This is a genomic window from Brevundimonas sp. (assembly GCF_032055285.1).
GTDB lineage: Bacteria > Pseudomonadota > Alphaproteobacteria > Caulobacterales > Caulobacteraceae > Brevundimonas.
This window is the reverse complement of the sequence record NZ_DAMBRE010000003.1, coordinates 384,567-402,367: the sequence shown is the minus strand read 5'-3', so window position 1 is coordinate 402,367 and position 17,801 is coordinate 384,567. Positions and strand designations below refer to the sequence as shown.

Here is a 17,801-nt window from a genome sequence, read left to right as displayed (position 1 = left end):
GCCGATAGCTCGGCCTACCAGCAGGTCGGCACGAGGAATCCTGTCGGGTGCGCCATCTCCTCCCTGTCATCCTGAAGTCAGAAGGTCGCGGCAAGCTCGCCGCTGGCCGGCAGTCGAAGGGTCCGGACCTCTGAGGCGAAGCGGAGGCGCGTCTCGGCGCCGGCCGGGCCGCGCAAGAGGGTGCGTGTCGGACGTCCCTGATCCCACTCGACGTCCAGCGTCAGCCCGCCGCGCGCCCGGACGCCTTTCAGCCAGCCCTTGGGCCAGGCCGAAGGCAGGGCTGGCAGAATCTCGATCTCGCCGGGGCGCGACTGGACGATCATCTCGGCCATGCCATTGGTTCCGCCGAAATTGCCGTCGATCTGGAAGGGCGGGTGGGCGTCGAACAGGTTGGGGTAGGTGCGCTCCGGGCTCAGCAGCAGCTTGAGCACCTGATGCGTGCGGTCGCCCTCGCCCAGCCGAGCCCACAGGTTGATGCGCCAGCCGATGGCCCAGCCGGTCGACAGGTCGCCGCGCAGCTCCAGGGACTTTCGCGCCGCGCGGGCCAGATCGGGCGTGTCGCGCCGCGACATCTGCCAGCTGGGGAAGAGGCCGTAGAGATGGGAGACGTGGCGGTGGTGCGGCTCGGGCGCCTCCATGTCCCAGTCCTGCAGCCATTCCTGAAGCTGGCCGGCCTTGCCGATGCGGTCGGCGGGCAGGCGGGCGCGGGCGGCCAGCACCTCGCGGCGGAAACCGGCGTCCTTGCGCAGGATCTGCGAGGCCTCGGCCACATGGGCGAACAGGTCGCGCAGGATCTGGCTGTCCATGGCGGGGCCGGCGCAGACCGAAGCCCCGAACGGGTGCAGATTCTCGGGCGACAGGGACGGACAGGTGACCAGGCCGGAGCCGTCAGGATGATCGACCAGGGTGTCGAGGAAGAACTGCGCCGCCCCCTTCATCACGGGATAGACCTCGGCCAGATAGGCCTTGTCGCGACCATAGTCGTAGTGATCCCACAGGTGTTCGCACAGCCAGGCGCCGCCCATGGGCCACAGGCCGAACCGGGCGCCGTCGATGGGGGCCGTGGCGCGCCACAGGTCGGTGTTGTGATGGCAGACCCAGCCCCGCGCGCCATAGTTGACGCGGGCGGTGACGGCGCCCGTCTCGGCCATCTGCCTGACCATGGCGATCAGGGGCTGGACGCACTCCTGCATGGCCAGGGGTTCGGCGGGCCAGTAGTTCATTTCGGTGTTGATGTTGATCGTGTACTTGGACCCCCAGGGCGGACTGGTCTTGTCGTTCCACAGGCCTTGCAGATTGGCCGGCTGGGTCCCCGGCCGCGAACAGGACAGCAGCAGGTAGCGTCCGTACTGGAAGTAGAGGGCGGCCAGGGCCGGGTCGTCCAAGGTCTGGGATTTCGACACGCGCTGATCGGTGGGCTGCAGGGCGGCCTCGGTCGCGCCGACGGCGAAGCTGACGCGCCGGAACAGGGGCTGGTAGTCGGCCAGATGGCGAGCCTTCAACTGGTCGAAGTCGGGCATGATCCGGTCCAGGGTCGCCAGGGTGCGGGCGCGCGGGTCGCCGCTGACGTCCCTGGGACCGACATGGCTGGTGGCGGCGGCGATCAGCAGCAGGACCTCGTCTGCGCCTTCGACCCTCAGGGCCTTGCCGTCGGCCTGGGCCTGGCCGCGGCGCGCGATTACCCGCACGCGGGTCTCGAACGACAGGGCGGCAGGCACGTCGAACTGCGAGCCGTTGCGACCGCTCAGGATCAGGTCGCCGTCATGTACGGCGGCGTCGGCGGCCTGGGGCGTCTCGAAGGCCGCCTCGAAGCTCACGGCGCCCGGTCGGTCGGCGCTCAGACGCATCACCACCACGTCGTCGGGCCGTGACGCAAACACCTCGCGGCGATAGGCGACGCCGTTCTGGCGGTACTCGGTCGTGGTGATCGCCTGGTCCAGGTCGAGGTCACGGCGATAGCCGCTGGAGGCCGAGGACACACCGAAGCTCAGCATCAGATCGCCGATGGTCTGATAGGACATCTGGCGGATGGGCCTGGCCATCATCCCGGCCTGGGCCAGGGTCTGGGCCTCCAGATAACGGCCCTCGAAGATCAGGCGCCGAACCTCGGGCAGGGCCTTGAGAGCGTCGGGGCTGGACGGGTCATAGGGGCCGCCGGCCCACAGGGTGTCCTCGTTCAGTTGCAGGCGCTCGCGCGCCACGCCGCCGAAGACCATGGCCCCCAGCCGCCCGTTGCCGATGGGCAGGGCCTCGACCCAGGCCTCGGCCGGGTTGCGGTACCAGAGCTTGAGCTCGCCTTCGTCGCCGGTGCGCGGCAGGGGCGTGAAGGCCTGGGCCTGCACCACGGACGGCGAGACGGCCAGACCGGCGGCGGCGGCCGAAGCCATCAGCAAACGACGGCGCGACAGCACCACGGGATTTGAAGGCATTTCCACTCCTGCCGAATGTGGACTGGCGCACGATCCATGGGACGACACCGCCCCCTTAGTGTAATTAGTATTATTATTTAGGGCGCATGGAAACCGGTTACCTTTGGGGTGCGGCGACAGAGCCAGACCTCGTCATTTGACCGATGCCGCGCCACGTCCGATGAAGCTGTGTGAGCGAATCCGTCCATTCCGTCCGACGTCTGCCCAGGGGGCGGTTGCCTGCGCCGCCGCCCGGCCAAGGGCGGATCGCGGGCTTTGCCGATATTCGTCTGAGCATTGAGCAGGCCGAGACTTCGCTGGAGGCGGCGGCGGATCGGCTGTCCTTGCCGCGTTCGGGCTGGGCCTCCGGGCGGTTCGACATGCTGGCCATTTCCGGCGGGGCGGCGGGCGGCGCCTATGGGGCAGGGGCCTTGGTCGGCCTGACGGAAGCCGGACAGAGGCCCGAGTTCGCCTTGGTGACAGGCGTCAGCACCGGGGCCCTGATCGCGCCCTTCGCCTTTCTCGGGCCGGCCTGGGACGAGCGTCTGACCGACGCCTATGTCGGGGGGCATGCCGCCGACCTGCTGAGCTTGCGCCGTCTGGCCTCGACCTTTACCGGCGGCCTATTCCAGGGCGAGGCCCTGGACGCCCTGATCCATCCCTTTGTCGATGAAGCCCTGATCGATGCCGTGGCGGCCGAGCACGCGCGCGGGCGGCGGCTGCTGGTGGCGACGACCGATCTGGACAGTCAGCGCTCCTGCATCTGGGACATGGGGGCCATAGCCTCGCACGGCGGCGACAAGGCCGTGGCCCTGTTCCGCGAGGTTCTGGCGGCTTCCGCCAGCCTGCCCGGTCTGTTCCCGCCGCGTCGCATTCCCTGCGAGGTCGATGGCGCCAAGTTCGAGGAGATGCACGTCGACGGCGGGGTCGCGGCGCCCCTTTTCCTGATGCCTGAGGGTCTGCTGCGCTGGAACCGGCTGGGGCGACGACTGCATCGGGGGCGGGTGCATGTCCTCGTCAATACGGTGCTGGAGCCGGAACCGCGCACCACGGCGCCGAATGTGGCGGCGGTGCTGACCCGCAGCTTCGACGCCATGCTGCGGTTTTCGTATCGCCAGGCCCTGGGGACGGCGACGACCTTCTGCGCGGCGCAGGGCTTGCCGATCAGCGTCGCCTCCATCCCCGACGCGCCGGACCAGGGCGGGATGCTGAGCTTCGACACCACCACGATGCAGCGCCTGTTCGACGCCGCGCGCGAGCGGGCGCGGGCGGGCGAGCTGTGGCGCTCGCCCGTGGCCGAGCGGCAGGGGCTCCAAGGCCTGATGGATCGGTTGCGGCCGCGCGGATAGCCTTGATGCGGCCTGTCGCGAGGCGCATGGAAGCTCTCTCCTCCCCAAGACCATCAAGGCCCCGATGACCGACGCCGAGAAAATCCCCGCCCAGCTTCCCGAAGGCCAGCCTGTCGGCCGCGTCATCGCCATGCCCGCCGACACCAACCCCGAGGGCGACATCTTCGGCGGCTGGCTGCTGGCCCAGATGGACCTGGCGGGGGCCACCCCGGCCTTCGAGCGCGCCAACGGCCGCTGCGCCACCGTGGCCCTGGACGGCATGGTCTTCCACCAGCCGGTTTCGGTTGGCGACGAGGTCTCGATCTATGCTCGCGTCGTCCACACCGGCCGCACCTCGATCCGGGTTCATGTCGAGGCCTGGAAGCGTTCGCGCGGCCAGCCCGAGGCCCAGTCGGTGCGCGTGACCGAAGGCGTCTTCACCTATGTCGCCATCGATTCCGACCGCAAGCCGCGCCCGCTGCCCCCGGCTCTGGACAGTCAGGCCTGAATGCAACATCGTTCTTCCAGACTCCAAGAGAGGGGCGAGGAGGGCGGACCATGTGGACCTTGGCCGGCATCGGCGCCTTTATCGGCGGCCTGTTTCTCATGCTGCGCGAACTGCTGCCCCTGCTCAAGGCGCGCCAGACTGGCGTGATCCGCAGCAAGGGGCATGCGGGACGTCGGATTGAGCGCGCCGTCGATCCTGAGCGGTTCGAGGGCCTGTGCCGCGCCAGGCTGAAAGCGGCCGGCGCGGGCGGGCTTCTGGCTGTCGGCGGCCTGGTCTGGACCATCATGCAGGTGGTCGGCATCGCCATGGCTTCGGCTGGCTAGGCGGGCCGAGGGTGTGCGGCAAGACCAAGCGCCGCACTCGGAAATTCTTGACGTTTGACCGCTTGCACCCTACCTGCGGGCCATGGCTATTCGTCGCATCCTGACCATCGATAACGCCGCCGACCTGGCGATCCTCAAGGCCGTGTCCCCGCCCGTCGAGGGCGGCGTGACCGACGCGCTGCGCGCTCTCATGGACGACATGCTGGAGACCATGTACGCCGCGCCGGGCATCGGCCTGGCCGCCGCACAGATCGGCGAGCTGAAGCGCGTCGTGGTCATGGACCTGGGCGACAAGCCGGTCGAGGGCGCGTCGGAAGACCCCGAGGCCGAGGAGAGCGAGGACCTGCAACTGGCGCGCCGCAACCCGCGCTACTTCGTCAACCCGGAGGTCGTCTGGGCTTCGGACGAGATGTTCTCCTATGAGGAGGGCTGCCTGTCGGTGCCGGAATATTTCGACGCCGTTGAGCGCCCGGCCCGCATCCGCGTCCGCTACCTGAACTATGCCGGCGAGCAGATCGAGGAAGAGATCGAAGGTCTCTACGCCGTCTGCTTCCAGCACGAACTGGACCATCTGAACGGCGTCCTCTTCATCGACCACCTGTCGCGCCTGCGCCGCGAACGGGCTGTCGCCAAGGTCAAGAAGAACGCAAGGCTCGCCGCCTGATGGCCCGCAAGACCACGATCATCGACCCGCGCGGCCGTCGCCGTCTGACCCGCAATCAGAAGGTCGGCGCCGCCAGCCTGGCCACCATCGTCGCTGTCGCCGCCGTCGGCGTGGTGGCGGGGCTGCTGCTGGACCGTCTGCTCGATTTCGACGACGCTCTGGATGCAGGCGGCGAGTGGGACGAGGGCGGCGGCGTCTATACGCGCTGGATGTAATCCGCCCCACGGTCTAAAGGCGGGACCATGCGCCTAGCCTTCATGGGAACTCCCGACTTCGCCGTGCCTTCGCTGGCCGAGCTGATCGCCTCGGGACACGAGATCGTCGCCGTCTATTCGCAACCGCCGCGCCCCAAGGGCCGGGGCCAGAAGCTGACGCCGTCGCCGGTTCACGCCTTCGCCGAGGCCATGGGCCTGCCGGTCTTCACGCCCGAGAGCATGAAGGCGCCGGAGGCCATCGACACCTTCCGCAGCCTGGATCTCGACGCTGCCTGCGTCGTCGCCTACGGCCAGATCCTCAAACCCGAGGTGCTGGAGGCGCCGCGCCTGGGTTGCTTCAACCTGCACGGCTCGCTGCTGCCGCGCTGGCGCGGGGCCGCGCCGATCCAGCGCGCCATCATGGCCGGCGACCGCCAGACCGGCGCCCAGATCATGCGGATGAGCGAGGGTCTCGACGAGGGCGCGATCATCCTGTCCGAGGTCATGGACATCTATCCTGACGACACCGCCGCCAGCCTGACCGAGCGCATGGCCCACCTCGGCGCCGCCCTGTGGCCGCGCGCCCTGGCCGCCATCGAGCGCGGCGGCTTCACCGAGACCGAACAGGTCGGCGAAGCGACCTACGCCAGGAAGATCACTCCGGCCGAAGCGCGCATCGACTGGACCTGTCCCGCCGCTGAGGTGGACGCTCACATCCGCGGCCTGTCGCCCTTCCCGGGCGCCTGGTTCGAGGTTGAGGCGGACGGCGAGCCCGTGCGCATCAAGGCGCTGATGTCGGCTCTGGCCGAGGGCGAAGGCGAGCCCGGACAGGTGCTGGACGAGGCCCTGACGGTCGCCTGCGGAGCCGGCGCGGTGCGCCTGACCCGCGTGCAGCGCCCCAGCAAGGCGGCTCAGTCGGCGGATGAAATGCTGCGCGGCTTCCCGGTCTCCGCTGGAACTGTTCTGGGCTGATGCCTCGATACCGTTTCACCATCGAATACGACGGCTCAGCTTACAACGGCTTTCAGGCCCAGGCCGGTCAGCCGACGGTGCAGGGGGCCATCGAGACGGCGGTGACGGCCTTTTCCGGCCAGGCCGTGCGCATCGCCGCCGCCGGACGCACCGACACCGGCGTCCACGCCACGGGCCAGACCTGCCATGTCGATCTGGACAAGGCTTGGCCGGCGCGGACGGTGATGAATGCGCTCAACGCCCACCTGATGCATGAGGCGGTGGCGGTGCTGGACTGCGCCCCGGTCAGCGATGACTGGCATGCCCGCTTCACCGCCAGCGGGCGTAAATACCTCTATCGCATCCTCAACCGTCCGGGGCGTCCGGCGCTGGACCGGGGCCGGGTCTGGCACGTCAAGAAGCCGCTGGACGTCGAGGCCATGCATGCGGCGGCGCAGGCTCTGATCGGCCTGCACGACTTCACCACCTTCCGCGACGCCCAGTGTCAGTCGGCCAGTCCGGTCAAGACTCTGGACGTGGCCCGCGTCGCCAGAGTGGGCGAAGAGGTGCATCTGGTGTTCGAGGCGCGCAGCTTCCTGCACCGTCAGGTGCGCTCGATGGCCGGCAGCCTGGCCGAGGTGGGCCTGGGGCGCTGGGCCGTGTCCGATCTGGCCGAGGCGCTTGAGGCGAAGGATCGGGCGCGCTGCGGCCCGGTGGCGCCGTCAGACGGTCTCTATCTGACGGGCGTCACCTATGAGGCTGAGGCCTGATATCGCCAATCCTCCCCCGTAAACGGGGGAGGGTAGCTTCGACTTTTCTAGCGTTTGAACAGACCGCCCAGGGCGCCGCCGATGCCGCCCGGAAGATTGTTCATCAGGCCGCCCAGCAGGTCGTCGGCGCCCTCGGCCGAGCCGTTCGGCGTCAGGCGATCGACGGCTTCCGGCAGCAGGCCCGCCAGGGTCTCGCTGGCCTGTTCCGGCGAAATGCCCAACTTCTTGGCGAAGTCGGCGATGGGGCCCGAGCCGATAACCGAGGCGATCTGCTCGGCCGAGATGCCGGCATTGGCGCCCTTGCCGATCCAAGAGGCCGCCACGTCGCCCAGGCCGTTCTGGCCGAATTTCTCAGCCAGACCGCCGACGCCGCCCTGGCCCTTGAGCAGGTCCGACAGCCCGCCCGCGGCGTCATCGCCGAGGCCGCCGAGCACATTATCCAGAAGTCCCATGGGTCGTTCTCCGAGTTGAAGCCCGCAGTCTGAGGGAACGAGGCTACGCTTTTGTGGCGGGATCGCAAACGATCGCAAACCCGCCGCCGGCGCGGCCCTTAGTTGCGGGCCGAGTTCGAGCTGGAGGTCACGGCCTGGCCGGCGGCTTCCAGATCGCGGCCGACGCCGGCGACGGTGTTGCAGGCGGCGGTGGCCAGAGCGGCGGCGATGACGCCGAGGACGATGAACTTGCGCATGTATGATTTCCCCGAGAATGAGACGATTGAGCGCTTCAACGTGAAGCTTGGCCACAAGGTTGCATGGCCAATTCATCCTTCAATCTGCTAACGGCGAAACCATGACGCAAGCTCTCGATACCGCCGCCCGCCGTCTGGTCGACACCCTGGTGATGAACGGGGTCGACAAGGTCTTCTGCGTGCCGGGCGAGAGCTATCTGGCCGTGCTGGACGCCCTGGCCGACGTGCGCGATCAGATCGAGGTCATCGTCTGCCGCCACGAGGCCGGCGCCGCCAACATGGCCGAGGCCTATGGCAAGCTGACGGGCAAGCCGGGCGTCTGCATGGTCACGCGCGGACCGGGCGCGACCCACGCCAGCATTGGCGTGCATACGGCGCATCAGGATTCCACGCCGATGATCCTCTTCGTCGGTCAGATCGCCCTGACCGACCGCGGGCGCGGCGCCTTTCAGGAAGTCGACTACCGCGAGGTCTTCGGCGGACTGGCCAAGTGGGCGACCGAGATCGAAAGCCCCGAGCGCACCGTCGAGGTGGTCGAGCGCGCCTTCGCCACGGCGCTGCAAGGCCGCATGGGCCCGGTGGTCGTGGCCCTGCCCGAGAACATCCTGCACGAGAATGGCGGTCCTGCGCCGGTGCGCCCGGTGGTCGCCGCCAAGGCCGCGCTGGACCCGGCCTTCGTCGAGCAGGTGAAGGCGCGGCTGGCCAAGGCCGAGCGCCCCATGCTGATCCTCGGCGGGTCGGGCTGGACCGACGTCGCCACCGACGCGATTTCGGGCTGGGCCGAGCGTTTGGGCCTGCCCGTCGCCCTGTCCTTCCGCCGCAAGGACCTGATCCGCAACGACCATCCGGGTTATGCGGGCGACCTAGGCCTCGGCCCGAACCCCAAGCTGGTCGCACGCGTCAAGGACGCGGACCTGTTGCTGGTGGTCGGCGCCCGCATGGGCGAGAATCCGACCCAGGGCTACACCCTGCTGGACCGGACGAAGACGGCCGAGACCCTGATCCACATCCATCCGGGCGCCGAGGAACTGGGCCGCGTCTGGGCGCCCGCCCTGTCGGCCGCTTCCGACAATTCCCTGGCCGCCCTGGCCCTGTCGAGCATCGATCCGGGCCGGACCTGGAGCGCGCAGGGCGCCGCCGCCCACGCCGATTTCATGACCTTCTCCACGCCCATCGAGGTCAAGAGCGCGGTCAACATGAGCGAGGTCATCGCCCATCTGGCCGAGGTTCTGCCGGAAGACGCCATCCTGACCAATGGCGCGGGAAACTTCGCCGCCTGGCTGCACCGTTTCCACCGCCATCAGGCCCGTCGCACCCAGCTGGCCCCGACCTCGGGCGCCATGGGCTACGGCTATCCGGCGGCCCTGGGGGCCAAGGCGACCCAGCCGTCGCGCGAGGTGGTCTGCATCGCCGGTGACGGCGACTTCATGATGAGCGCCAATGAGATGGCCACCGCCGCCCAGTACGGCCTCGGCGTCATTGTGGTGGTCGTGGACAACGGCACCTTCGGCACCATCCGCATGCACCAGGAGCGGGAGTATCCCGCCCGCGTCATCGCCACCGACCTGAAGAACCCGGACTTCGTCAAATACGCCGAGGCCTTCGACGCCTTCGCCGTGCGTTGCGAGGCGACTGCGGACTTCCCGGCGGCCCTGGCGGCCGCGCGCGCGGCCGCGGCGGGCGGTCGTCCGGCTCTGGTCCATCTGATCACCGACGCCGAGCAGATCGCGCCCGGCCGGACGATCACGGACCTGCGCGGGGCCTGACACGCCTCTGCGCCGTCTGGCGGCTTGCGCCTGACGCCGTGCCGGGGAACAGTGCCGCCTCGCTGTTCCGAGGGGGTTTCATGCGTCGTTTTCTGGTCTCGTCCGCCGCCGTTCTGGCGCTTTGCGCCGCCGCGCCCGTCGCCATGGCCCAAGTCGCGGCGCCTGCCGCGCCCGCTCGGGTGCAAAGCGAGGACGCGCGTCTCAACGCCTTCTTCGATCAGGCCTTCCAGGAGCGGATCGCGCTCAGCCCGCAGCAGATGACCGGCCTGGGGCTGAAGACCGACTACGACAAGCTGGACGACGTCTCCGACGCCGCCGCCGAGCGCTCTCTGGCGCTGCAGGAGGCGCAGCTGGCGCGCATGAAGGCCGAGTTCGATCCGGCCAAGCTCAGCGCCCAGAGCAGGATGTCGTGGCGGCTGTTTGAATACGGCGTGCAGCAGGCGCGCCTGTCGAACCAGTGGCGCAACTGGGGCTTCCAGTTCGCCGCCAACGGCAACCCGACCACGGGCCTGCCGGTCTTCCTCATCAACAACCATCGCATCAGCAGCGTCTCGGACGCCGAAGCCTATGTCTCGCGGATCGGCGAGGCCGAGCGCTACATGGGGCAGGTCGCGACGACGCTGAAGGCCCGCGCCGCCGAGGGCGTGGTCTCGCCGCGCTTCGTGTTTGAGCCCTCGATCGAGAACACCCGCAACGTCATCACCGGCGCCCCCTTCGACGGCGGCGCCGACAACCCGGTCTGGGCCGACTTCCAGAAGAAGGTCGCCGCGCTGGACGCCGATCAGGCCGCCAAGGACCGGTTGCTGGCCTCGGCCCGCGCCGCCCTGACCGGCCCCTACAAGCGTGGCTTCGACACCGTCCTGACTGCCCTGACCGAGGTCCGGCCGATGGCGGACAGCGACGCGGGTGTCTGGCGCCTGCCGAACGGCGAGGCCTATTACAACGCCCGCCTGCAGCTCTCGACCACGACCGACCTGACCGCTGACCAGATCCACCAGATCGGTCTGGACGAGGTCGCCCGCATCCAGGCCGAGATGGAGGTCGTCAAGGCCAAGGTCGGCTTCACCGGCTCGCTGCAGGACTTCTTCGTCTTCCTGAAGACCGATCCGCGCTTCCAGTATCCGAACACGGCTGAGGGCAAGGAGCAGTATCTGACCGACGCCCGCGGCTTCATCGCCCAGGTCATGGCGGTGGCGCCCCAGTGGTTCTCGACCCTGCCCAAGGCGGCGCTGGAGGTCCGCGCCGTCGAGCCCTTCCGCGAGGCCACGGCCTCCATCGCCTTTTACAATGCGCCGGCGCCGGACGGCTCGCGTCCCGGCATCTACTACGTCAACCTGTCGGACATGACCCAGGTGCTGAAGCCCCAGATCGAAGGCATCAGCTATCACGAGGGCGCGCCGGGGCATCACTTCCAGATCGCCTATGCTCAGGAGATCGAGGGCCTGCCGCGCTTCCGTCGCTTCGGCGGTTACGGGGCCTACGCCGAGGGCTGGGGCCTCTATGCCGAGCAACTGGGCAAGGAGATGGGCTTCTATCAGGACCCCTATTCCGACTTCGGCCGTCTCTCGACCGAGCTGTGGCGCGCGGTGCGTTTGGTGACGGACACCGGGCTTCATGCCAAGCGTTGGAGCCGCGAACAGGCGATGGACTACTTCCGCCAGAACTCCCTGCTGTCGGAACGCGACATCGGCAAGGAGGTCGAGCGCTACATCACCAACCCCGGCCAGGCGACCAGCTACAAGATCGGCGAGCTGAGGATCGAGGAACTGCGCGCCAAGGCCGAGACGACCCTGGGCGACAGGTTCGACATCAAGGACTTCCACGCGGTGGTCCTGGGCTCTGGCTCTGTGCCGCTGGACGTCCTGGCCGATCAGGTCGAGGCCTGGATCGCAGCGGGCGGCGGCAAGCCGACCTAGGATTCTATACTCGAAGGTCGAGTCGGGAGACGGATCGGGCGCTTGCGGCTATCCGTCGTCACGGACACGGGCGTGGCGGGGTCGGCGGCGTAAAGGGCGGTTGATACACAGCGATAAGTGGTGTCGCCCCTCTCGGGGGCATATCGGGATCTGCCGCGCCGACCGCGTCGCGATTGGCGGCGAACAGTTGTTCCCAGCGGGCGGGCGAGTGAAGATTGATGACGGCTTCATGCCAGTACCGGCCTTCGTCGTCTTCTAGTGCGACTTTGAACCGGCCGCCTTTCGCCAGGGCTTCCAGAAGTCCGGGCGCGGCCACAGTGTTGGCTTCGTTGGCGCTGGCGTAGCCGGTGGACCAATCCTGACCTCTGTCCAAGCCGGCTGGTACGAAGACGCGCCACCCCGGCCAAGCCTGACCATTTGGTCCGATCAGAACCGATTGAACCCAACTGGGCCGGTCGCGGCAGTAGTCGCCGAATTTCACGGTCCATCCTACCGAACGCAACGGGCCTAAGTGTTCGCCATCGCTGTCGAACCAAAGGGTAAACGCGAATGGATCGCCCTTGTTGTTCCCTCCAGCGCGCAGGGTGACATCGCCCATGCGCGGCGCCTGACCTTCGGTTCGGACGATCTCCAACGGCATTCTGGCCTCGTAGACCTCAGGTGTCGTGGCGCAGGCGGAAACGCTCAGCAGAGCCAGTAAGGGAACAAGGACACGCATAGGACCTCGCAGATTCATGAATTCTGAATTTGGGTGGCGCCTAACAAGCAAGTCAACCAGCCTTTGGCGTTGTTCCGACACGCTGCACTGGCTCGCCGGATCGCCGGGTTTCCTGTATGAGCCGCCGCCATGCCCTTTACCGCCACCGTCCTGACCATGTTCCCCGAGGCCTTTCCGGGTCCGCTTGGCGTGTCGCTGATCGGCACCGCCTGGCGCGAGAGGGGGCTGTGGGACCTGCAGACGCTGGACATTCGCGCGTTTTCCGAAGATAAGCGCGGCTTCCTGGACGACACCCCCGCGGGTGGCGGTCCCGGTCAGGTGCTTAAAGCGGACGTGGTGGCCCGGGCTTTGGATAGTCTGGAGGGCCCGCCTCGGCCGCTTTTGTACATGAGCGCACGCGGTCGACCCCTGACGCAGGCGCGAGTGAAGGAATGGGCCAAGGCTGACGGCATCGTCGTGCTTTGCGGCCGTTTCGAGGGGGTGGACCAACGGGTGCTCGACGCCCGGGGGTTCGAGGAGATCTCCGTCGGAAACGCGGTCCTCGCCGGTGGCGAGGCGGCGGCCATGGTGGCGATCGAGGCGTGCGTACGACTGGTTCCCGGTGTTCTCGGCGCGGCTGAAAGCCTGTCGTCCGAAAGCTTCGAGGACGGTCTTCTGGAACACCCGCAGTACACGCGACCGCGGACGTTCGAGGGGCACGACATTCCCGAGGTGCTGCTGTCGGGCGATCACAAGAAGATCGCGCAATGGCGTGAGGCGCAGCGGGAAGAGACGACGCGGGAACGGCGCCCGGACCTCTGGGCGGCGCATCTGGCGAAGACGGCCGCGGAGCCTGGCTCCGCCAAATCAAAGGCAAAGGGCGCTAAAGCCCGAGGAGAATAGACATGAACATCGTTCAGCAGCTCGCTGCAGAAGAAAAAGCCCGCCTGCTCGAAGGCAAGACCATTCCCGACTTCCAGCCCGGCGACACCCTGCGCGTCAACGTGCGCATCAAGGAAGGCGAGCGCGAACGCATCCAGGCGTTCGAAGGCGTCTGCATCGCCCGTGACGGCGGCGGCATCAACGAGACCTTCACGGTCCGCAAGATTTCCTTCGGTGAAGGCGTGGAGCGTCGCTTCCCGATCCTGTCGCCGAACGTCGAGTCCATCGAAGTGAAGCGCCGCGGCGTCGTCCGTCGCGCCAAGCTCTACTACCTGCGCGACCGTCGCGGTAAGTCGGCCCGTATCGCCGAGCGCCAGACGGTTCGTCCGGCCAAGGGCGCGACCGTTCCGGTCACCGGTTCGGCCGACAAGGGCGACGAAGCTTAATCCAGCTTCGGCCCTGCGCTGAAAATCGAGGCCCCGGCGGAAACGCCGGGGCCTTTTTCATTTTGGGGCGCTATCGCGCGCGACGCGGTCGAGCGCTGCTTGAGTGCAGTTTTCTCCCTCCCCTTCATGGGGAGGGTGGCTGACGCGAAGCGTCAGACGGGTGGGGGCGCTTCGGTAAATCACACGCCGCGCCTGTATCGCCATGCCCTCCCCACCCGGTCGCTACGCGACCACCCTCCCCCTAAAGGGGAGGGAGAGGCGTCTCGCTACTGCGGATACAGCGGATTGTCCGCGTCGTGCTGGCCTTCGAGGCTGCGGCGCAGGACATGCATCTCGTCGTGGCCGGACCGGACGGCGGCGTGGGCGCGGCGGATGGTTTCGCGGGTCGTGGCCGATAGGGCCTCGTCGCTGAGGGCGCGGTCGAAGCGGGCCTGCAGATGGGCCTCGCCGCTTTCGATCGAGCCAACGACCGAGGCCTCGTCCCGCATCAGGGCGTGCTTGATGTCCATGAAGGCGCGCTGCGCCTTGGCCAGGATCGAGCCTTCATCATCGGGGTGGCCGCCCATGCCGCGCACCGCCGTTTGCAGGTCGGACGCGACCCGACGCCGTTCCTCGCTGCGTCGCAGGAACAGGTCGCGATAGCGTACATCCGCCGTCTCGGCCGCCGCCTCGGCATAGCCGTCGGCGCTGTCGATCAGGCCCTCGGCCAGGCCGTTCAGAACCTTGATGTCATGACTGTTGGGGCTGCTCACCAGAAACCTCCATGGCTGACGCAGGTGAAACCCGCGCCAGCGGCGAAGGTTGCCCGATTACAGCTTGGTGCGCAGCGACCAGAGTTCGGGGAAGCAGCGGCGCTTCAGCGTCTCGACCAGATAGCCGACCCCGTCGGTGCCGCCCGTGCCCTGACGGCGGCCGATGATGCGCTCGACCGTGACCACGTGCTTGTGCCGCCAGGTCAGCAGGGCGTCGTCCAGATCGACCAGCTTCTCGGCCAGTTGATAGAGCGGCCACCAGCGCTCGGTGTCGCGATAGACCTCCAGCCAGGCGGCCTCGACGCCCTCGGACGGCTCATAGGTCTGGCTGACGTCGCGGTTCAGCACCTCGGCGGGGACGGGCAGGCCGGCCAGCGACAACTGACGCAGGGCGTCGTCATAGAGGCTGGGGGCCTCCATGGCCGCCACCAGCGCCGCATGGGCCTCGGGCCGCTCGACGTGGAAGCGCAGGAAGCGCGGGTCCTTGAGACCCAGCATGGTCTCCAGGCGGCGGAACTGGTCGCTCTGGAAGCCCGAGCTGGCGCCCAGGTCGCCGCGGAATTTCAGGTAGTCGGACGGCGTCATGGTGGCCAGGATGTCCCAGCTCTGGGTCATGACCGACTGGATGCGGCTGACGCGGGCCAGGCTCTTGTAGGCGGGCACCAGGTCCCCGGCCCGGATCAGGCTCTGGGCCAGGGCCATCTCGTGCAGGATCTGCTTGAGCCACAGTTCCTTGGTCTGGTGGATGATGACGAACAGCATCTCGTCATGCTGGTCCGAGCGCGGGTGCTGGGCGCTCAGCAGGTCGTCGAGCGACAGATAGCCGGCATAGGTGATGCCGCCCGGCTCGTGCTTCGCCGTCTCGATCGCGTGGGTGCGAGTATCGTTGGGTGCGTCGGTCATCCGCCACCTATCGCCGGATCGGGCCGCAAGGGCCAGCCCGGAGGCGACGGAAAAATCAGTTGGCGGCGCGGGGCTCGCTGGCGGCGGCTGCAGCCATCTGGCGACCGTTGTCGAAGGCGTCGCGAGCGCCTTTGTAGACGAAGCCGTAGGTCGGATAGACGGTGGTGCCCAGGGCGTTGATCGGGTTGTACCAGACCTTGACCCGGCTCCAGTCGCCGGCCGGGGACACGTCCACCACGGTGACGTTCTCCTCGACCTTGCCGCGGCTGCCGCCCCAGTTGGCGTGGGTCACGCGGATGACGCGGTCGGTCAGGATGTCGGAAACGACGGCGACGTGGCCCTTGTCCATGCGGCCCGAGGGCTGGAAGACCAGAACGGAGCCGGTTTCCGGGGCGCGGCCGGTGCGGAACTTGTCGACCGCCTGACGCCACCAGGTCCAGGCGTCGCCGAAGATGTTGATGCCCGAGAACATGCGGGCGAAGGTCACGCACTGCCAGTAGGGGTCGTCAGCCTTGGCCGGCGCAGGACCGATCGCAAAGAACCCCAGGGTCGCCGCAACCGCGGCGGCTGTGAGCCGTTTCATCATCTGGCGTGCTCCCGACTAAAACGCGGACCAAGCCTTAGACGATAGTGTCCGAAGGTTGAAGAACCGTTTCGGACTGTTTCGTCTTGTGATCCACAGGCGCGCCTCGCCGGTCGGCCATGCCGCGCAGGGCCTTGCGGGCCGGGCGTTCGATCAGGTGATAGGTGGCGGCGGCGGCGGCGATCAGGCCCAGAATGATCCCCAACCACACGAGAAGGTGAAGCCGCTTGTCGTCTGCCCCGGTCGCCCGGGCGGCCAGATTGACCGCCAGAATCTGCCAGGGCGCGCAGACCATATAGACCGAATAGCTGATCTCGCCGAGATAGACGGCGGGCTTGGAGCCGAGCCAGCCCGCCTTGCCTTGGGGGATGGAGGCCAGGGCAAGGATCAGCAGGCCGGCGGCCAGAACCGTGATGGCGTCCCAGGCCAGGACCGAGGCCGAGGCGACCATGACGACGGCGGCCAGCAGGGCCAGCAGCCCGGCGCGGGGCAGGGGCGCGCGGCGATAGACCAGATAGAGGGCGCAGCCATAGGCGAAGCAGGGCACGATGCGCAGCGCCCCCCAACGGAAGGTGGCCTCGGTCAGGGGGAAACCCGCCAGACGCTCGAACGCCGCATAGAGCCCCATCAGGAAGACCGCCGCCCCCGCAGTCGCCACCCAGGGCCGTTTCCGCAACGGCCAGGCGGCCATGGCGAACAGGGGGAAGGCCAGATAGGCGAACCACTCGGCCGAGATCGACCAGGACGGATGGTTCCATCCCGCTTCTCCAGCAAAGCCCCAGGCGTGCAGCATCAGCAGGTGGGCGGGCAGGCTCTTCCAGCTGAGGATGCTGGCGTCGATGCTCAGGCCGACGGCGACCGCCGCCAGGCCCAGGGCCATGACTCCCAGCAGGGTGAAGACGTGCAGCGGATAGACCCGCGCGATCCGCGCCCACAGGAAGCCGCGATAGGAAAAGCGCTTCTCGGCGAAGGCGTGCAGATAGACGTGGCTGAGGATGAAGCCCGACAGGACGAAGAAGAGTTCGACGCCGAGGTAGCCCTTGGCCGCCAGATTTGGCAGGAAGCCGACATCGAGGTTGGGCCAGAAGGTGTAGAGCACGACCCACAGGGCCGCCATGAACCGCAGGGCGGTCAAGGGGCGAAGATCGACGGGCGTCTGAGCGGAGGTCATGCGGCCACCATGGCATAGCGCCGCTTTGGGAAGCGTTAAGCGGCCATGGGCCTCAGCAGCAAGACGGGCGCCAGACCCCCTATTCGACGCGGCCGGACTCGCCGACCTTCTCGATCGCCGCGACGGCGGCGGCGCAGCCGGAAAGGGTCTCGGTCCCGATCTCGACCTTGGCGGTCAGGGGATAGGTCCGGTCGCTCATGCCGTCAGAGCAGTCGGTGGCCATCAGGGTGACCACCAGCGGCGTCTTGGCCGTGGTCTCGGTGGTCCAGGTCGCCACCGTGCCCTGCAGCGCCGGACCGGGATTGGCGGCCTTCTGCGCGGGGCGATCAACCCCGGAGTAGGTCAGGCTCTCCGGGACGATTTCGACGGCCCAGAACGGCTCGGTGCCCATCACGCGCAAGGGTTGATCCAGATCGACCCCGGCCAGGGTACGGGCCTCGGCGGGCGCGGCAGGAGTCTTTTCGGCTGCAGGCTGCGAGCAGCCCGCCAGGGCGGCGGTCGCAAGGGCGCAGAGCAGGACGAAACGCATGGCGGCCTCCGGGAGGATCAATAGTCGAGATCGTCCTTGTCGGCTTCTTCCCGGCCGGGGTCCAGTCGGTTGTCGACCTGGTCGTCCCAGCCTTCGCGATCCGAGCGGAAGGCCAGGCTCATCAGCAGCCAGGACAGGCCGACTGTGCCCAGAACGCCCAGGCCCATAGCGATCCAGCCGTGAACGGACATCGGGCCGCCGCCGATCAGCCGCCAGTATCCGGCCAGGCTCAGGGTGGCGACGGCCGCGATCGCCACCGCCAGGCCGAGGGCCAGCAGGAAGCGTCCCGCCCGACCTTCGACCCGGGGCGTCTTCATGTCGT

The 17,801-nt window shown here is 68.1% G+C and carries 21 protein-coding genes; 11 read left to right on the top strand and 10 right to left on the bottom strand.

Translation table 11 applies throughout. The features are described from left to right. Positions 1-77: 77 nt before the first annotated feature. On the bottom strand, positions 78-2,429 hold the full coding sequence (locus RTY13_RS10145; protein ID WP_312783138.1) for a glycoside hydrolase family 95 protein: 2,352 nt from the start codon (positions 2,427-2,429) through the stop codon (positions 78-80). 170 nt (positions 2,430-2,599) lie between these two features. Between RTY13_RS10145 and RTY13_RS10140 the strand changes: the two genes are divergently transcribed. From RTY13_RS10140 to truA, 7 genes are all read left to right on the top strand, one after another. Next, positions 2,600-3,757, top strand: coding sequence for a patatin-like phospholipase family protein (locus RTY13_RS10140; RefSeq protein ID WP_312783137.1), 1,158 nt, complete (start codon positions 2,600-2,602; stop codon positions 3,755-3,757). A gap of 64 nt (positions 3,758-3,821) precedes the next feature. Beyond that, positions 3,822-4,244, top strand: coding sequence for an acyl-CoA thioesterase (locus RTY13_RS10135; protein WP_312783136.1), 423 nt, complete (start codon positions 3,822-3,824; stop codon positions 4,242-4,244). A gap of 50 nt (positions 4,245-4,294) precedes the next feature. After that, the gene (locus RTY13_RS10130; protein ID WP_312783134.1) at positions 4,295-4,567 is read left to right on the top strand and encodes a hypothetical protein; all 273 of its coding nucleotides are present in this window, start codon (positions 4,295-4,297) and stop codon (positions 4,565-4,567) included. An 82-nt stretch (positions 4,568-4,649) separates the two neighbouring features. Next, on the top strand, positions 4,650-5,231 hold the full coding sequence (locus tag RTY13_RS10125; protein WP_312783133.1) for a peptide deformylase: 582 nt from the start codon (positions 4,650-4,652) through the stop codon (positions 5,229-5,231). Then, complete coding sequence (locus RTY13_RS10120; protein WP_105563730.1) at positions 5,231-5,446, top strand: hypothetical protein; 216 nt, start codon at positions 5,231-5,233, stop codon at positions 5,444-5,446. The genes RTY13_RS10125 and RTY13_RS10120 overlap by 1 nt, the downstream gene beginning before the upstream one ends. Positions 5,447-5,473: 27 nt before the next feature. After that, positions 5,474-6,397, top strand: a complete 924-nt coding sequence (gene fmt, locus RTY13_RS10115) for a methionyl-tRNA formyltransferase (protein ID WP_312783132.1) — start codon at positions 5,474-5,476, stop codon at positions 6,395-6,397. Continuing rightward, positions 6,397-7,146: a tRNA pseudouridine(38-40) synthase TruA gene (truA, locus tag RTY13_RS10110; RefSeq protein WP_312783131.1), complete on the top strand. Its 750-nt coding sequence runs from the start codon at positions 6,397-6,399 to the stop codon at positions 7,144-7,146. Before fmt ends, truA begins: the two co-directional genes overlap by 1 nt. 47 nt (positions 7,147-7,193) lie before the next feature. Here truA and RTY13_RS10105 read toward each other — a convergent pair whose 3' ends face one another. Both RTY13_RS10105 and RTY13_RS10100 read right to left on the bottom strand, forming a co-directional pair. Next, positions 7,194-7,598, bottom strand: a complete 405-nt coding sequence (locus RTY13_RS10105) for a YidB family protein (RefSeq protein WP_409450301.1) — start codon at positions 7,596-7,598, stop codon at positions 7,194-7,196. Between the two features lie 98 nt (positions 7,599-7,696). After that, a complete protein-coding gene (locus RTY13_RS10100; RefSeq protein ID WP_312783127.1) occupies positions 7,697-7,834 on the bottom strand; it encodes an entericidin A/B family lipoprotein in 138 nt (45 codons plus the stop codon). A gap of 101 nt (positions 7,835-7,935) precedes the next feature. Here RTY13_RS10100 and RTY13_RS10095 point away from each other — a divergent pair, with 101 nt between their 5' ends. Then, a complete protein-coding gene (locus RTY13_RS10095; RefSeq protein WP_312783125.1) occupies positions 7,936-9,600 on the top strand; it encodes a thiamine pyrophosphate-binding protein in 1,665 nt (554 codons plus the stop codon). A gap of 80 nt (positions 9,601-9,680) precedes the next feature. Further along, positions 9,681-11,516: a DUF885 domain-containing protein gene (locus RTY13_RS10090; RefSeq protein WP_312783123.1), complete on the top strand. Its 1,836-nt coding sequence runs from the start codon at positions 9,681-9,683 to the stop codon at positions 11,514-11,516. A gap of 58 nt (positions 11,517-11,574) precedes the next feature. Here RTY13_RS10090 and RTY13_RS10085 read toward each other — a convergent pair whose 3' ends face one another. Next, the gene (locus RTY13_RS10085) at positions 11,575-12,156 is read right to left on the bottom strand and encodes a hypothetical protein (RefSeq protein WP_312783121.1); all 582 of its coding nucleotides are present in this window, start codon (positions 12,154-12,156) and stop codon (positions 11,575-11,577) included. A 207-nt stretch (positions 12,157-12,363) separates the two neighbouring features. On the opposite strand from RTY13_RS10085, the gene trmD reads away from it, so the two are divergent. After that, entirely contained in the window at positions 12,364-13,116 is a 753-nt protein-coding gene (gene trmD / locus RTY13_RS10080) for a tRNA (guanosine(37)-N1)-methyltransferase TrmD (RefSeq protein ID WP_312783119.1), read from the top strand. A gap of 2 nt (positions 13,117-13,118) precedes the next feature. Then, positions 13,119-13,541, top strand: coding sequence for a 50S ribosomal protein L19 (rplS, locus tag RTY13_RS10075; protein WP_312783117.1), 423 nt, complete (start codon positions 13,119-13,121; stop codon positions 13,539-13,541). A 266-nt stretch (positions 13,542-13,807) separates the two neighbouring features. Here rplS and RTY13_RS10070 read toward each other — a convergent pair whose 3' ends face one another. The 6 genes from RTY13_RS10070 to RTY13_RS10045 all read right to left on the bottom strand — a co-directional run bounded on the left by RTY13_RS10070 (position 13,808) and on the right by RTY13_RS10045 (position 17,796). Next, positions 13,808-14,293 (bottom strand): PA2169 family four-helix-bundle protein, encoded by a 486-nt coding sequence (locus RTY13_RS10070; protein ID WP_312783116.1) that lies wholly within the window; start codon positions 14,291-14,293, stop codon positions 13,808-13,810. Between the two features lie 57 nt (positions 14,294-14,350). After that, positions 14,351-15,196, bottom strand: coding sequence for a tryptophan 2,3-dioxygenase (locus RTY13_RS10065; protein WP_312783115.1), 846 nt, complete (start codon positions 15,194-15,196; stop codon positions 14,351-14,353). Between the two features lie 55 nt (positions 15,197-15,251). Further along, entirely contained in the window at positions 15,252-15,782 is a 531-nt protein-coding gene (locus RTY13_RS10060; RefSeq protein WP_312783114.1) for a CHAP domain-containing protein, read from the bottom strand. A 34-nt stretch (positions 15,783-15,816) separates the two neighbouring features. Next, complete coding sequence (locus RTY13_RS10055) at positions 15,817-16,950, bottom strand: acyltransferase (protein WP_312783112.1); 1,134 nt, start codon at positions 16,948-16,950, stop codon at positions 15,817-15,819. Positions 16,951-17,029: 79 nt separating this feature from the next. Next, positions 17,030-17,479, bottom strand: coding sequence for a hypothetical protein (locus tag RTY13_RS10050; protein ID WP_312783111.1), 450 nt, complete (start codon positions 17,477-17,479; stop codon positions 17,030-17,032). A 17-nt stretch (positions 17,480-17,496) separates the two neighbouring features. After that, complete coding sequence (locus RTY13_RS10045) at positions 17,497-17,796, bottom strand: hypothetical protein (protein WP_312783110.1); 300 nt, start codon at positions 17,794-17,796, stop codon at positions 17,497-17,499. Between the last annotated feature and the right edge of the window lie 5 nt (positions 17,797-17,801).

Coding starts and splice junctions, on each gene's coding strand:
- RTY13_RS10145 (WP_312783138.1), bottom strand. CDS start 2,429: ATGCCTTCAAATCCCGTGGTGCTGTCGCGCCGTCGTTTGCTGATGGCT.
- RTY13_RS10135 (WP_312783136.1), top strand. CDS start 3,822: ATGACCGACGCCGAGAAAATCCCCGCCCAGCTTCCCGAAGGCCAGCCT.
- RTY13_RS10130 (WP_312783134.1), top strand. CDS start 4,295: ATGTGGACCTTGGCCGGCATCGGCGCCTTTATCGGCGGCCTGTTTCTC.
- RTY13_RS10125 (WP_312783133.1), top strand. CDS start 4,650: ATGGCTATTCGTCGCATCCTGACCATCGATAACGCCGCCGACCTGGCG.
- RTY13_RS10120 (WP_105563730.1), top strand. CDS start 5,231: ATGGCCCGCAAGACCACGATCATCGACCCGCGCGGCCGTCGCCGTCTG.
- fmt (WP_312783132.1), top strand. CDS start 5,474: ATGCGCCTAGCCTTCATGGGAACTCCCGACTTCGCCGTGCCTTCGCTG.
- truA (WP_312783131.1), top strand. CDS start 6,397: ATGCCTCGATACCGTTTCACCATCGAATACGACGGCTCAGCTTACAAC.
- RTY13_RS10105 (WP_409450301.1), bottom strand. CDS start 7,598: ATGGGACTTCTGGATAATGTGCTCGGCGGCCTCGGCGATGACGCCGCG.
- RTY13_RS10100 (WP_312783127.1), bottom strand. CDS start 7,834: ATGCGCAAGTTCATCGTCCTCGGCGTCATCGCCGCCGCTCTGGCCACC.
- RTY13_RS10095 (WP_312783125.1), top strand. CDS start 7,936: ATGACGCAAGCTCTCGATACCGCCGCCCGCCGTCTGGTCGACACCCTG.
- RTY13_RS10090 (WP_312783123.1), top strand. CDS start 9,681: ATGCGTCGTTTTCTGGTCTCGTCCGCCGCCGTTCTGGCGCTTTGCGCC.
- RTY13_RS10085 (WP_312783121.1), bottom strand. CDS start 12,156: ATGCCGTTGGAGATCGTCCGAACCGAAGGTCAGGCGCCGCGCATGGGC.
- trmD (WP_312783119.1), top strand. CDS start 12,364: ATGCCCTTTACCGCCACCGTCCTGACCATGTTCCCCGAGGCCTTTCCG.
- rplS (WP_312783117.1), top strand. CDS start 13,119: ATGAACATCGTTCAGCAGCTCGCTGCAGAAGAAAAAGCCCGCCTGCTC.
- RTY13_RS10065 (WP_312783115.1), bottom strand. CDS start 15,196: ATGACCGACGCACCCAACGATACTCGCACCCACGCGATCGAGACGGCG.
- RTY13_RS10060 (WP_312783114.1), bottom strand. CDS start 15,782: ATGATGAAACGGCTCACAGCCGCCGCGGTTGCGGCGACCCTGGGGTTC.
- RTY13_RS10055 (WP_312783112.1), bottom strand. CDS start 16,950: ATGACCTCCGCTCAGACGCCCGTCGATCTTCGCCCCTTGACCGCCCTG.
- RTY13_RS10050 (WP_312783111.1), bottom strand. CDS start 17,479: ATGCGTTTCGTCCTGCTCTGCGCCCTTGCGACCGCCGCCCTGGCGGGC.
- RTY13_RS10045 (WP_312783110.1), bottom strand. CDS start 17,796: ATGAAGACGCCCCGGGTCGAAGGTCGGGCGGGACGCTTCCTGCTGGCC.